Below are 13754 nucleotides of genomic sequence, written 5' to 3' on the forward strand. Positions count from 1 at the left end.
AAGATCACGAGCGTATATGATAGCGCGTCGGCGCAATTCGTCCGGCGCGTTCGACAAAGTTTGCAGAAATTCCCGATCACCGGGCGAAACCCTCGCGACGCGAGAGGCGGGAGGCTATCCCAGCAAGCCCACGTCGCCCAAGGGCCAGAGCACCGCCACGCTGCGCGCCTCCGCCGACGCGACGGACACGGCGCCGAAGTAACGCGAATCTTGCGAGTTCGTTCGGTTGTCGCCCATCATCCACATCATGCCTTCGGGCACCGTGTAGGGGTAGGAGACGTCGCTGGCAAGCGTGTACGTGGGCAGGCCGTCGGTGTAGGGCTCGCGCAGCGCGACGCCGTCCACGTACACGAGGCCGTCCTCGTCGTTGATGTCCACGGTCTGCCCGCCCACGGCGATGCAGCGCTTGAGCAGCAGGCGGCCGGGGATATCGGGGTCTTCGAACATAACGATGTCGCCGGGCTCCGGGTCACGCAGGTAGTAGCTCACCTTCTCAGCAAGCACGCGGTCGCCGGTCATGATGGTCTTTTCCATCGAGCCGGTGGGAACAGCATAAGCGTGCCCCACGTACACGAACGTCAGCCACGACAGCAGCGCAACGAAGCCCGTCCAAGCGAGCAGGCCGAAGAAGCGGCGCAGGATGCCGGGCTTCTGGTACGCAGCGTGCTCTCCGGAATTCACAGGCCCAGATCCTTAAGATAGGCGCGATCGGCCGCGCTCAGATCGACGTCCTCGAGCAGATCGGGTCGCAGGCGCGCGGTGCGCTCGAGGCTCTGCTTGCGGCGCCAGTCGGCTACGGCCGCGTGGTTGCCCGACAGCAGCACCGGCGGCACGCCCATGCCGCGAAACGTCGCCGGACGCGTGTACTGGGGATATTCCAACAAGCCGTCGGCGAAGCTCTCGCCCAGGGCGCCCGTCTCGGCGCCCAGCACGCCGGGCAGCTTGCGCACGGCGGCGTCGATGACCACCATGGAGGCCAGCTCCCCGCTGGTCAGAACGTAGTCGCCCAGCGAGATCACGCGATCGGCCAGCGCGTAGGCGCGTTCGTCGATGCCTTCGTAGTGGCCGCACACGAACAGCAAGCGCTCCTCACGCGACAGCTCGCACGCCACGGCGTCCGTGAACGGCTCGCCGCACGGCGACAGGAACACCGTGGTCGGGCGCGGGCCCGCGCCCGCTATGTCGTCGTAGGCCTCGAAGATGGGCTCGCACTTCATCACCAGGCCGTCGCCGCCCCCGTACGGGTCGTCGTCGGTGGTGCGGTGGCGATCGTGGGTCCAGTCGCGCAGATCGTGCGCCTTGAACTCGAGGATACCCTTCTCCTGGGCGATGCGCATCATGGAGGAGCCCATGACGGAGGCGTACATGTCGGGGAACGTCGACAACGTTTCGATGATCACGGGCGGGTCCTTTCGGGTGCGGGGGCGAGGGCGCGGCCCGCTACAGGTCCAGCAGGCCGTCCGGCAAGTCGACGTCGATGCGGCGCGCGTCCTCGTCCAAACCGACGACCAGCGCGTCCACGAGCGGCACGAGCACGCGCCTGCCCCCGTCGGCGGGCGCGACGCTCAGCAGGAACTGCCCGGGATTCTCCACCACCGACTCCACGACGCCCACGAAGCCCGCGCGCGCGTCGCGCACTTCGAAGCCTTCCAAGCCGTCGGCCTCGGCGGCCAGCGCGCTTTCGGGCAGATCGGCGCGGCGCACGAGGCAGCTGCACCCCACCAGCAGCTCGGCGACGTCGATGGAGTCGACGCCTTCGAACGTCACGAGGAAGGCGTCTCTGCCCGCGTCCTGCACGGACAACACGCGCGCGCGGCGCGGCGCATCGTGCCGAGGCGGCACGAAGGCCACCTCCATGCCCTCTTCCAGCAAAAAAGGAAGACCCGGCGCGCAGCGCGCGACGAGCCCTCCTGTCAAGGTCTTCGTTTTAGATAGCTCGGCAACGTTCGCCCACGTACGCATTTAGTCGAGAAGCTCCACTTCGACATGGGTGTTCGTACGCGATGCAGCGGCACGCGCCAACGTGCGGATGGCCTTGATGACCCGCCCCTGGCGACCGATGACCTTGCCGGCATCTTCTTCGTTCACGCGAACTTCGACGAGAATAGAACCGTCCTCGGCATCGCTCGACGTGATCTCCAGATCGTCGGGAAACTCGACGAGCGGGCGCACGACGGACTCGACGAGACCGACGATGTCTTCCGTCTGCTCGGCCATGATGCTTACGCGTTCTCGCGAGCGCGCTTCAGCAGGCTGGCAACCGTATCGGTCGGCTGGGCGCCGTTCTTGATCCACTGGTCGACCTTCTCCAGGTCGAACTGCACCATGGCAGGCTCGGTGCAGGGGTTGTAGCGACCCACTTCCTCGATGAACTTGCCGTCGCGCGGGCAGCGGGAATCGGCAACGACGATGCGGTAGTACGGGCGCTTCTTGGCGCCGTGACGGGCCAGGCGAATTTTGACTGCCATGAAGATGAACTCCTTTTGCTTCTTACATTCGATTCGATGCGTGCAGCGCGTATGCGGTGCAGCGAAAACAGCAATTGCTTATGATACGGCGTAATCTGCTGTTTGACAAGCGATTACCAAGCAGAATTGTAACGCGCCGGACTTACGAGCGCATCCCCGACCTCCCGCATCCTCGAAAATCCCACGTTTGGCGGCAAAACGCCTCTTTTGCAGGAGAACCGGGCACTTCGCGCGCATCGTCGCCCAAAACGTACGGTTTAGGCTGTGATTCCGTCCGTTTCGGGCGACAACGCGGGCGGCGCGACGGCGATGCGAACGCCGCGACGGCGATGCGGGCGCTATGGCTACAAGGCGCGCTCGGACCGGGCGCGTGGCTAGCCTCAGCTGGGAAGCGCCGCGCCGAAGCAATCCTTGTAGTAGATGTGCATGTCCTCGAAATTGCCCAGTATGCTGCAGAAGCCGCCGGGTATGGTGCCCACGCGCGTGAATCCGAGGTCCTCGTACAGGTGGATGGCGGCCTCGTTCGAAGCCACCACGGCGTTGAACTGCAAGCCGCGGAAGCCCTTGCGGGCGGCCTGCGAGAGCGAGTCCTTCACGAGCTCGCGGCCCAGCCCCAAGCCGCGCGCGCTGGACGCCACGGCGTAGCTGGCGTTGGCCACGTGCACGCAGCGCCCCACGTTGTTCGGATGCAGGATGTACAGGCCGAACAGCTTGTCGTCGATCGCGGCCACTGTGGTCAGCGTCTGCTCGGCGAAGAACGCGCGTGCCGTCTCCATGGTGAGGGGCTCGACTTGCGGGAACGCCTCCCCCGCCTCCACTACTTCGTTCCATACCTTGATCATGCCCGCGAGATCCTCCTCGCGGTACGGCCGTATCTCCAACGCCATATGCGCCTCCTTTCGTTGCGTGTGCGCGAGAAGAACCCTTGCGGAACCTCGCGCCCGATCGATCCTACGAGGACGAACCGCTACTCGCCCAGCATGTCCTGGAGCTTCTTGAGGTCGGCCATGTTCATGCCGCCCATGCCGCCGGGCAGTCCCATGCGGCGCCTGCGGCCTTTCTTCCCCTTCTTCCCCTTCTTGCCGCCCTGCATCTCCTCCACGGCAGGCATCATCTTCTTCATCATCTTCTTCGTCTCGTTGAACTTCTTCATGAGCTGGTTCACGTCCGAGACGCTCACGCCTGCACCGGCCGCGATGCGCGCGCGGCGCGAGCCGTTCAACAGCTCGGGCTTCTCGCGCTCGGCCTTCGACATGGAGTTGATGATGACCTCCATGTGGTCGAACGCATTCTCGTCCACCTGGCCGGCGGCCATGGCCTTGTCGCCGCCCGGCAAGGCCGACAGCAGCTTCGACACGCCGCCCATCTTGCGGATCTGTCGGTTCATATCGATGAAGTCGTTGAGCGTGAGGTTCGCGCGCATCATGCGCTCGGCTTGCTCCTGCTCCACTTCCTCCTGCTGCACCTTGACGGCGCTCTCGATGAGGCTGACCACGTCGCCCATCCCCAGGATGCGCTTCGCCATGCGGTCGGGGTGGAACTCTTCGAGCGAGTCCGGCTTCTCGCCGGACGAGATGAACTTGATAGGCTTGCCGGTGACCTGCTTGATGGAAAGCGCGCCGCCGCCGCGGGCGTCGCCGTCCATCTTCGACATGATGACGCCGTCGAAGTCGACGCGCTGGGAGAACGCGCTGGCCACGTTCACCACGTCCTGGCCGGTCATGGCGTCCACCACCATGAGGATCTGGTCGGGCTTCACGGCGCGCTTGATGTTCTCGGCCTCGTCCATCATCTCGTCGTCCACGTGCAGACGGCCCGCCGTGTCCACGATGACCACGTCGCGCAGGTTGTCGATGGCGTCCTGGATGCCCTCCTGCGCGATCTTCACCGGATCCTGGCCGTCGCCGCGGTACACGCGCACGCCGATCTCGCCGCCGAGGGTTTCCAGCTGGTCGGCCGCGGCGGGGCGGTACACGTCGCAGGCCACGAGCAGGGGCGAATGGTTCTCCTGCTTCAGGCGGTAGGCCAGCTTCGCGGCAGCCGTCGTCTTGCCGGAGCCCTGCAGGCCTACCAGCATGATGACGTTGGGGATGCGGCTGCTCAGGACGAGCTTGCTGTCGGTGCGGCCCAACAGCTCGGTCAGCTCGTCGAGCACGATCTTGATGACGTTCTGCGCCGGCGTGAGCGAATCGAGCACCTCGGCGTCGAGGCAGCGCTCCTTCGTGCGGGCGACGAACGACTTCACCACCTTGAAGTTGACGTCCGCTTCCAGAAGCGCCATGCGGATCTCGCGCATGGCGTCGTTGATATCGTCCTCGGTCAGGCGACCCTTGCCGCGCAGACCGCTGAATATGCCCTGCAGGCGCGTCGATAGGTTCTCGAGCATGGTAGATGACTCCTCGTCGTATGCGTCGATTGAGCGTAATGCATGGAATTATACGCCAGCAAGACCCGCCGAGCCACAAACACACAAGCAATCCGAGCGCTCGTCAGAACCATCCGCCGCGGAGGCATCCGTTGCGGAATACTTTTTCAAACAGGAAACAATAAAGTATTCCGCATTCGGAATACTTTATTGCCATCGAGCAAACCAACGCGTTCGGACGGTTATAAGCTCTTCATCGGAATCACCCTGGAAATCGCAAGATCGAAAGGATGGAGCTCGTTTTCTTCTTCGTACTCAAACGTAACGCACGATCCGTTTTCGTATTCCATGCGTTCCAGATTTCCTCTTGCATCGTACCCAAAAGAAATGCTTCCGCAGAACGTATCACCATAGTACTCGTCGCAAAATGTCACCTGTCCACGACCGTCAGAGCAAACGCGCGCGAACCCTTCGACAGAACGCAGCGGAAGGAAAATGACGACAGGCTCTCATTTCTGCCCCACCGTTTTAACATACATGAGCTTTCCTGCGAATAATCAAGAATACTATCGACGCGGCAATACCTGCCGGTATCGCGAACATCGGCAAGCACATGATCAAACTCGAGAATATCATAGGGACAATATCAGCATCACTCGTATGCCCTTCGGCAGTCCAATAGCCAGCACAATAGACGATGCTTGAAACGACTGCGGTCGGACAGAAACAAGATATGAAAAGGTCTGAAAAGCTTCTGCTCGTCTTACAACATAAAGTCAAGGCAGTCGCAGCAATCACAAGGGTCAGCAAACCACTCCCTAACACGAAAGCCATAGCGACCTTCTCAGCTTCTTCTATGCTGTAGGACATGAAATACGCGGGCAAAAGCGCAGGAACGCCTATCATAAAGACTATGGACAACACTGCCAACAAGCATCCCGCAGCAAAGCTACCCGAACCTCGATCGACATCCCTTTCGAAAAAGTAAAAGATCTTCAAAGCCGTTCCTCTATTCATTTTTCAGATGCACTTTCACAAGAGCGTTGGATACGAAAAACTTATGCGGTAGCGCATTCTACGTCAATTGGCCAAACATCGTCTGTCCTGCACGCGACAGAATCGAAGCCATTGTTGAAGGATTTTCTACTTTTTGGTATTCATACTCAAAAGAGTAAGCTGAAGCATATGCATTAGCTATCGAAATGGATTTGAGATTTCCGTAGTCATCATAAGCGAAAGCGCGCTCCTCAATCACTCCAAGACCTTCTTGAGATACAGAAACAGCGACCAATCTACCAGACTCATCGTATTCGCATGACTTCGAGTAGCTATCATCTTCGTAGTTGCCGCTCACGCCGATAAGAAACCCGGTTTCGTCATAACACGACGATCTCGCATAGCTTTCCCCATTTTCCGTTTTCGATTCGCTTGATATTTCCGCCAAACCACCTTCTGGACTATACGAGTAGCGATCCACGCCAGAAGCACGAGTAACTTTATCGGAGCCAAAGCTCACTTCAGATTCCCACTCAGCACTTAATAGTCGCCCTTCGCCGTCCGGAGTGCATTGGAACCTCGTCGAAGTTACGACGGTACCTGCAGTTTCGTCTGACAACTTCTTCTCAACGATTCGTCCGACTGGAAAACCCCTCTCATCGAACTCCGACTCGACGACCACGATATCGGAGCCGCTGTCCTGGTTGCGATAAACCGCTCGGATAACATTTCCTCTATCGTCGAGTTCCATGGTTGCTATATTCTGAACCACGTTGACCGCACTACCATCATGAATTGTAGCGTGAGCATCGATGCTTTTTAACACGAACGCAGGTTGCAAATTAGCATCTTCTTGCTCTTCATCACCTGCATCATGGACTCCGTTGCCCGAACATCCGAACAAGCAAAGTACAGCGATCAAGCTAAAAGCAGTCGTTAGACCCCTCATCGTTTTCACTCCGCCCCTCCTTAACAAAGCGCAACTGCTTTCCACTAGTCGCTCTAATCGAATTAATCCGAGCCTTGTACACTTCCTTTGATGACTTGTTATAGCAAGTCATCAAAGGAAGTGTAGCACATACTCTGAAACCATGAAAAGCGACGGCCGTAGAATAATACTGGGCAAGACAATAAAGATGCTGCGCGAGGAGCAACACCTTTCCCAACGTCGTTTCGCTCTTATGGTGGGTACGAACCAAACTCACTTATGGCAAATCGAGTGCGGCCAGGTGAGCGTCGGGATCGATCTCTTGTGCAGGATTGCCGATGGACTCGATATCAAGGTCAAAGATCTCATAGATTTCTAAAAACCAGCTTTGCAGACAGCCGATTCAACCACGCCATAATCTTCAGGAACGCAAGATCAGGACAGTCCCAACAACGCTTCCAACCGCAAGCGGATGTAGCCGTTCAAAAGCTCCGTATACCGCTCGTCGAGCGGGAAGTCGGAGTGCGGAGCAAACTCGAAGCCGCGCAGCGTCGCGAGACGATCGCGCAGGTCGTCCGTCATCACGCGTTTCGCCTGATAATCCAGCAGCACGTTCGACGGGCTCTTGTACCACGCGGCTGATCGATCCAGGTCGGAAGCCGTCAAACCCGCGTCGATGTCGCGGATGAACAGCGACAGGTTGTTGTCGAAGATGGGCGCAGCGGAAACGAGCGAGCGCGTCCGGTTGTCGAACAGGAATCCGAAGTTCCCAAGATGACGATCGTCGTTGGCGATCAGCGCGTCGAAGACCGTCATTTCCGAGAAACGCTCGAACGCCTCCGTCCCCTGTTCGACGTAGACCGCCGCCACCTCGTCGAACGACAGCGTGCCGAACATGCTGGAGAACGTCGCGAAGCCGGTGTCGCGACTCGTGAACAAGGGGCTGGCGCTGCACAACTCGCCATGCCATCGCGCCAGATCGTAGGACGCATGGGAAAAGCCCAGGGCTTCGGCCAGCTGCGCCGCATAGTACTCGGCATGGGGCTCGAGCCCGTTCGAGTTGGGAGCGCCGGCCTTGTACAGATAGCGCTCGCCGTCGACGACGCGCCAGGCTTTCGGAAACTGGCCGCTCGTGGTCAGCTCGCCCGACAGTCCCTCCGGCACCCTCGACGTGTCGATCACGCCCGAGAACGCCGCCGTGGCGACGAGCTCGTCGAACGGATTCTCGTACAGGTTCTTCTCCGCGAACATCGCCTTCGACCCGTCGGGAACGACCCAATACGCATCGTTGAGCGAAAGGCCGTTGCACGCGTCGAGCATCTGCATCGCGTCGTCGAACCGTATGCCGTACTGGCGCACGATACGGGAGGCGAACGTCCGGTTCTTCGAAAGGGTGCGCGATTCGATCCACCGCTCGAACGAAGCCGCGTCGCCCGTCACGCGAAACGGCAGCAGCCCGCGCTCCGACTCGTCGCATTCCGCGCTCGCGCAACGCACGGCGCCGCTCGCGTCGCGCACCAAGGTGAACGACGCGAGGTCGTCGTCGTAGAGCTTCAGCAGGTATGTCCGCGTTTCCTCCATGCGCTCATTCTACCATCGCGCCGCGAAGCGCGTTCGGAACGCTTTTCCAACGTACGGCGCCGAAAGGCGTCTCGCGCTCGGATACGCCGCCCTTTAGAAATACCGATTGATCCCCGATTCGTCCTTCTCGCGGCGGATGGCGCCGCTGCCGACCAGGTGGTTGAGGATGACGACGCCCTCGGTGACGATGCACCAGCGCTGCACAAAGGATATCTCCTCCCAGGTGGGATACGGGACGTTCCACTTGATGGCGCGGATGACCTCCTCGCCGGCCAGCCCCGGCCGGTCGCGCACGATGCCGCACGTCTCCTCCAGGCGCTCCAGGTGGTGATCGCGCAGCCAGCCGATGCGCTCGTCGAAATCGTCGCGCGGCTCGCCGTGCGCGACGAACAGTTTCTCGCAGCGCAGCGCCCGCACCTTGTCCAGGCTGTCGAGGTAGGCCTGCAACCCGTCCGCTCCGTCGGGGAACAGCGCGATGCTGGGCGATATGACGAACAGCACGTGGTCGCCGCCGAACAGGATGCGCGATTCGGGCTCGTAGAGCGCCAAGTGCCCGGGCGTGTGTCCGGGCGTCTCCACCACGCGAAACCGGTAGCGCCCCACCTCGATGGCATCGCCGTCGCACGACGCCACGAGCTCCAGTCGCGAGGCGTCGAACAGGCGCGGCTCCACGGCGTAGCGCGCGTACCCCGACGCGTCGGACGGCGGCACGCCCTCGGCCGTGAACGCGCGCCGCGCCGCATCATAGGATGAAGCCGCGCGCGACGCGCGCACCGACTCGAAGTCCACGGGGCTCACGTACAGCTTCGCGCCGGGCAGCGCCAAGCGGTCGACCAGCCCCGCATGGTCGAGATGCAGGTGCGTGAGGAAGAAGCGCATCCGCGTGCGGTCGACATCGAGCTCGGTCAACGCAGCATCGAGGATAGCGAAGCCCTCGTCCGACGGCGCTCCGGTGTCGATGACGAGCGTCTCGTCGCCGTCCTTCACGATGTAACAGTTCGTGTCGTTCGTGGAGATGTTCTGAAACGGCACGCGCACCTCGAGCACGTCGGGGTCATGATGGACCTGGACGAACGCCATGCTACGCCCGCTCGTCGAACTCGCCTACGAGCGCGCGGGCGAAATCGTGCGCGTCGAAGTCGCGCAGGTCGTCCAATCCCTCGCCCACGCCGATCTTGAGCACGGGAAGCCCCAGTTCGTGGGACACGGCCAGCGCGATGCCGCCCTTGGCGGTGCCGTCGAGCTTCGTGACGATGACGCCGTCCAAATCGAGCGCGCGGTCGAACTCGCGCGCCTGAGAAAGGCCGTTCTGGCCGGTGGTGGCATCGGTGACCAGCACGGTGTACACAGGCAGCTGCGAACGCTTGCGCACCACGTTCACCACTTTCTCCAGCTCGCGCATGAGGTCGGCCGACGTGTGAAGGCGCCCCGCCGTGTCGATGAGCACGAGGTCGGCGCCGCGGCTCTCGGCGCGCTCGATGGTGTCGTAGCACACGCTGGCCGGATCGCTGCCGCGCTCGCGGGTGACCACCTCGACGTTCGCGCGCTCCGCCCACACCTCCAGCTGCTCGATGGCCGCCGCGCGGAACGTGTCGGCGCTGCCGAGGATGACCGTGCGGCCTGCATCGGTCGCCTCCTTCGCCAGCTTGCCCACCGTGGTGGTCTTGCCGGTACCGTTGATGCCCACGAACAGCACGAGCGCGGGCTGACCGCCCAGCACGTCCTCGCCGCCTTCCGTGAACGTGGAGGCGATCTGGTCGTTCAGCAGGTCGAGCACGGCGTAGGCGTCGGGCAGCGCCTTGCGCGTGGCCTGATCGCGCAGACCCTCCACGATCTCGGCGGCCGCGGCGCCCCCGACGTCGGCCAGGATGAGCGTCTCCTCGAGGCCGTCCCAGAACTCCTCGTCGAGATCGGGGCCGCGGTCGAGCAGGACGTTCATCTGCTCCTTGAACTTGTCGCGCGAGCGGGTAAGCCCCTCGCTGATCCTATCGAAAAATCCCATGTCGGGCTCCTTTCTTGGTCGCCTGAACAGTGTATCCCAAATAGGGCCGCGCGTCAGCGGCGCGGATCCTCCTCCTGCTCCCTGCGCATCTTGCGCAACGAGCGCGTATAGCCGACGAAGGGGAAGAACGAGAACACGAACCCGGCGGCGAACACCGCGCAGGCCGCGAGGCACGCCCACGACCCCGGCACGTTGCCTTGGGCGGAGAGCCGCGCCTGCAACGCGAAGAGCAGCGCCGCCGCCAGCGCGCAGACGAGCGCCGCCCAGCCCAAGCCCGCCCGGCTCGCGCCGATCGTCTCGGCCTGCGCGTCGTCGTCGGTGTACAGCGGGACGGCGCCGGCCTCGGCGCGCACGATCTGCCACGACGACCCCAGCGCCACGCTCTGCCAGCCGCCGATGCGGTACAGCTCCTGCGCCTCCGCCGAGAAGTCGCGCTGGAAGTCCACCGCGTAGTCGTAAGCATGGGGCTCGCCCGCCTCGAAGCGGTACAGGATCCCGCACGAGAACCCGCTCAGATGCCATCCCCGCGCGCTCATGTCCGCGAGCATCGCCATGTCGTGCTCCGGCATAATGGCCAACCCGCCGCACAACCGGTATCTAGCCATGGTTCTCCTCGCCCGCCTCTCCCAGCTGCGCCTCCGCGAAGGCGACCAGCCGCTTGCGCCGAACGAAATCGCGCTCGAGCACCGCGCGCCCCTCGTCGGTGGCCGCGTACAGGATGCGGCTCTCGTCCTCGGCGATCTCGACGATCCACCCCGCCGCCTTGAGCTTCTTGAGCGTCGTGTACATGGTGGCCGGCCCGATCTTCACCGCGCCGTCCGTGGACTCCTCGACGCCCTGCATGATCCGGTAGCCGTGCACCGGCTCGAGCGTAGCCAGCAGGATCAGGAAGATGCTGTCGGACAGCTCCCCCGTCTCGTACGGGCTCTTCTTCGCCATTTCGTTCCTCTCGTATATCCATGATGGATACTATGCTACAATGAGCCTGCTTGCAAGCGAACAATCTTCGATCTTCCCACTATACTCTATCTGGAAATGGAGCGTCCCATCATGGCTGAAGAGCGTTTGGAAGCGTCGGCTGCAAGCGAGCAGGCAGCAGGAAATTTCGCATCAGGAGAAAGCTCCCCTTGGGGCAAGGAGCGCGGCAACCGGGCGTTCCGGATCATCACGCTGATCGCCCTGCCCCTTCTGTGGATCGGGTTCTTCCACTCCCTTTTCACGGGCAACGAGGGCAACATGTCCAGCTATTCGCTCGTGATACTCATGTTCTCGCTGTTGAACGCGGACGTGCTGATCAAAGGCGAGAAGCTGTCTAACAAGGTGCTCGACGTGCTAGCGAAGACCAACTGCGTGCTGCTGTTCCTCTGGGCAGCCGCCACCATCGTCCACGTGCTAGTGAAGTAGCGATCCGCAACCGGAGGATGAGACACTTACCCCGCCCCTCCGTCTCATCCTCATCTCCTCCTCTCGCAGCCAGAAGCTCGAAACGTCACCGGTTCGGAACGCGTTCTACATGAAGGAAGGCCGGCGGGCGTGCCGCGCGCAGTTCCGCACGAGCCGAAACGCCCAGCGGGCGTTTCGTGCGAGCTCAGGACTGTTTGAGCACGGCATGCCCGCCGGCCTTCGCAACACGCAGGTCAAAAGCTATTCCGCGTGCCGCAGCGCGTTCTCGAGCTTCTGGCTGACTACCTTCGTCACGCCGTCCGCCTGCATGGACACGCCGAACAGCATATCGGCCATCTCCATGGTGCGCCGCTGGTGCGTGATCATGATGAGCTGCGTGGTGTCGCGAAGCGTGTCGAGGTACATCGTGAGACGGCGCAGGTTCGAGTCGTCGAGCGCGGCCTCCACCTCGTCGAGGATGTAGAACGGCGTCGTGCGGATGCGGTACACCGCGAACAGGAGCGCGAGCGCCGTGAGCGACTTCTCGCCGCCCGACATGAGCATCATCTTCGTGATGCGCTTGCCGCGAGGCTGCGCCGTCACCTCCACGCCCGTATTCTCCAAATCGTCGGGATCCACGAGCGTGAGCTCGGCCGAACCGCCCGGGAACAGCACGGCGAATATCTCGCTGAAGTTCTTGTTCACCGCGTCGAAGGTGCGTACGAAGTCGTCCTTCATGCGCGCGTCGATGACGCGGACGATCTTGGCGAGCGAGCGGCGCGCGCCGTCCAGGTCCGAAAGCTGCGCAGCCAGGTAGTCGTAGCGCGTCTTGAGCTGCTCGTACTCCTCGGCGGCGTCCGGGTTGATGGTGCCCATGTTCGCGATGCGGCGTCGCAGCTTGAACGCCGCGTCCTCGGTGGCGCCGCGATCCTCCAGCTCCGGCGTCTCGAGCGCGCGGTCGAGCGGAACCTTGCAGTCGTGGACGATGGCGTTCACCGCCGCGTCCACCTGCACCTCCAAGCGTCCCTTGTCCACGCGCGCGGCGGACAGGCGCGCGTTGGCGTCGTCGAAGGCGTCGTGGGCGGCTCGCGCTCGGGCGCGCGCCTCGTTCACGGCGTTGTGCAGGCCCGTCGAGGAATCCTGCGCAGCGGTGGCCGCCTCCTCGAGGTCGCGCGTCCAGCGACGGGCGCTGGCCACGAGCTCTTCGAACAGCGCGAGCAAGGGCTCGATGCGCCGCTGCGCCACCTGCTTCTTCACAAGGCTCTCGCGCGCCTCGGCGTCGCTCGATGCCACGGCCTCCAAATCGCGCGTGCGCGCGTCCACCACGCGGCTCGTGTACGTCTGCCGCTCGGAAAGCGTGGCGGCCTTGAGCTTGGCTTCGGACAGCGCGTCGCGCAGGCGCGCGGCCTCCTTGCGAAGCGGCACCACCGCCTCCTGCGCTTCCTCGTAGCGCGCGGCTGCCGACTCCAGCTCCTGCTTGAGAGCGGCCAGCTTCTGCCCGAGCGCCTCCACCGAGGGACGCGCTTGGGCCACGGTGCGCTCGGCCTCGCCGCGCTGGCGCTCGATGTCCTCGAACTCGCGGCGCACGGCCGCCAGCTTCTCTTCGGCGCGACGCGCCTCGGCGCGAGCCGAATCGGTCTTGCCGCGCAGCTCGGCCAGCTCCTGCGACAGGCGCAGGCTCTCGCCTTGCGCTGCGCGCAGAGCCTCCTCGGCTGCCGCCGCACGCTCCTCCGCGCTCGCCCGCTCGCTCTCCGCGGCGCGCAGCTGCGCGCGCAGCTCCTCCAGGCGGCGAGCGCGCGCGAGCACGCCTTCCTCGTCGTCAACCGCCGCGGCGCCCAAGGTCACCTTGCCGTTCGGCCACACGACGCATCCGCCGCGCGTCACGAAACGCACGCCTTCCGCCCCGCGCGCATGCGCGGCGAACGCCGCGTCGACGTCGTCGCATACCGCCACGTCTCCCAGCAGCGCTTCCACCGCCGCGGCGTCCTCGTCCGCGTACGCCAGCTCGTCGACGAGCGCGCGCCCGAGGCC

General features: G+C 63.1%; 15 protein-coding genes and 1 pseudogene. 2 read left to right on the forward strand and 14 right to left on the reverse strand.

Annotated features, from left to right (window positions below; genetic code table 11):
* Nucleotides 1-114: 114 nt before the first annotated feature.
* The 8 genes from lepB to GT613_RS14020 form a co-directional block, all read right to left on the reverse strand.
* On the reverse strand, nucleotides 115-681 hold the full coding sequence (gene lepB, locus GT613_RS13985; protein ID WP_009304486.1) for a signal peptidase I: 567 nt from the start codon (nucleotides 679-681) through the stop codon (nucleotides 115-117).
* Nucleotides 678-1400 (reverse strand): tRNA (guanosine(37)-N1)-methyltransferase TrmD, encoded by a 723-nt coding sequence (gene trmD / locus GT613_RS13990; RefSeq protein ID WP_009304487.1) that lies wholly within the window; start codon nucleotides 1398-1400, stop codon nucleotides 678-680. The genes lepB and trmD overlap by 4 nt, the downstream gene beginning before the upstream one ends.
* A gap of 40 nt (nucleotides 1401-1440) precedes the next feature.
* A complete protein-coding gene (locus GT613_RS13995) occupies nucleotides 1441-1917 on the reverse strand; it encodes a ribosome maturation factor RimM (RefSeq protein ID WP_229068478.1) in 477 nt (158 codons plus the stop codon).
* Nucleotides 1918-1962: 45 nt separating this feature from the next.
* The gene (locus tag GT613_RS14000) at nucleotides 1963-2217 is read right to left on the reverse strand and encodes a KH domain-containing protein (protein ID WP_009304489.1); all 255 of its coding nucleotides are present in this window, start codon (nucleotides 2215-2217) and stop codon (nucleotides 1963-1965) included.
* A gap of 5 nt (nucleotides 2218-2222) precedes the next feature.
* Nucleotides 2223-2468 carry a 30S ribosomal protein S16 gene (gene rpsP, locus GT613_RS14005; protein WP_009304490.1) on the reverse strand — a complete coding sequence of 82 codons (246 nt, stop codon included), beginning with the start codon at nucleotides 2466-2468 and terminating at the stop codon, nucleotides 2223-2225.
* A 380-nt stretch (nucleotides 2469-2848) separates the two neighbouring features.
* Nucleotides 2849-3355 (reverse strand): GNAT family N-acetyltransferase, encoded by a 507-nt coding sequence (locus tag GT613_RS14010; protein ID WP_086414632.1) that lies wholly within the window; start codon nucleotides 3353-3355, stop codon nucleotides 2849-2851.
* Nucleotides 3356-3435: 80 nt separating this feature from the next.
* Nucleotides 3436-4854 (reverse strand): signal recognition particle protein, encoded by a 1419-nt coding sequence (ffh, locus tag GT613_RS14015; RefSeq protein ID WP_009304492.1) that lies wholly within the window; start codon nucleotides 4852-4854, stop codon nucleotides 3436-3438.
* A 1054-nt stretch (nucleotides 4855-5908) separates the two neighbouring features.
* Nucleotides 5909-6778, reverse strand: coding sequence for a hypothetical protein (locus GT613_RS14020; protein WP_157011139.1), 870 nt, complete (start codon nucleotides 6776-6778; stop codon nucleotides 5909-5911).
* 142 nt (nucleotides 6779-6920) lie between these two features.
* On the opposite strand from GT613_RS14020, the gene GT613_RS15585 reads away from it, so the two are divergent.
* Entirely contained in the window at nucleotides 6921-7136 is a 216-nt protein-coding gene (locus GT613_RS15585) for a helix-turn-helix domain-containing protein (protein WP_009304494.1), read from the forward strand.
* Nucleotides 7137-7192: 56 nt separating this feature from the next.
* Here GT613_RS15585 and GT613_RS14030 read toward each other — a convergent pair whose 3' ends face one another.
* The 5 genes from GT613_RS14030 to GT613_RS14050 form a co-directional block, all read right to left on the reverse strand.
* Nucleotides 7193-8338, reverse strand: a complete 1146-nt coding sequence (locus GT613_RS14030; protein WP_009304495.1) for a HipA family kinase — start codon at nucleotides 8336-8338, stop codon at nucleotides 7193-7195.
* Nucleotides 8339-8431: 93 nt separating this feature from the next.
* Nucleotides 8432-9418, reverse strand: a complete 987-nt coding sequence (locus GT613_RS14035; RefSeq protein ID WP_009304496.1) for an MBL fold metallo-hydrolase — start codon at nucleotides 9416-9418, stop codon at nucleotides 8432-8434.
* Nucleotide 9419: 1 nt separating this feature from the next.
* Nucleotides 9420-10340, reverse strand: a complete 921-nt coding sequence (gene ftsY / locus GT613_RS14040; protein ID WP_009304497.1) for a signal recognition particle-docking protein FtsY — start codon at nucleotides 10338-10340, stop codon at nucleotides 9420-9422.
* A 53-nt stretch (nucleotides 10341-10393) separates the two neighbouring features.
* The gene (locus GT613_RS14045; protein WP_009304498.1) at nucleotides 10394-10945 is read right to left on the reverse strand and encodes a DUF2812 domain-containing protein; all 552 of its coding nucleotides are present in this window, start codon (nucleotides 10943-10945) and stop codon (nucleotides 10394-10396) included.
* Nucleotides 10938-11279, reverse strand: coding sequence for a PadR family transcriptional regulator (locus GT613_RS14050; protein WP_009304499.1), 342 nt, complete (start codon nucleotides 11277-11279; stop codon nucleotides 10938-10940). Before GT613_RS14050 ends, GT613_RS14045 begins: the two co-directional genes overlap by 8 nt.
* A gap of 111 nt (nucleotides 11280-11390) precedes the next feature.
* Between GT613_RS14050 and GT613_RS14055 the strand changes: the two genes are divergently transcribed.
* Nucleotides 11391-11744: a hypothetical protein gene (locus tag GT613_RS14055; RefSeq protein ID WP_009609139.1), complete on the forward strand. Its 354-nt coding sequence runs from the start codon at nucleotides 11391-11393 to the stop codon at nucleotides 11742-11744.
* A gap of 240 nt (nucleotides 11745-11984) precedes the next feature.
* Here the strand turns inward: GT613_RS14055 and GT613_RS14060 are convergent.
* Nucleotides 11985-13754, reverse strand: a pseudogene (locus GT613_RS14060) (AAA family ATPase); the annotation flags it as partial.

The sequence above is a fragment of the Eggerthella sp. BIOML-A4 genome, from assembly GCF_009875575.1.
GTDB classification, from domain to species: Bacteria; Actinomycetota; Coriobacteriia; order Coriobacteriales; family Eggerthellaceae; genus Eggerthella; species Eggerthella lenta.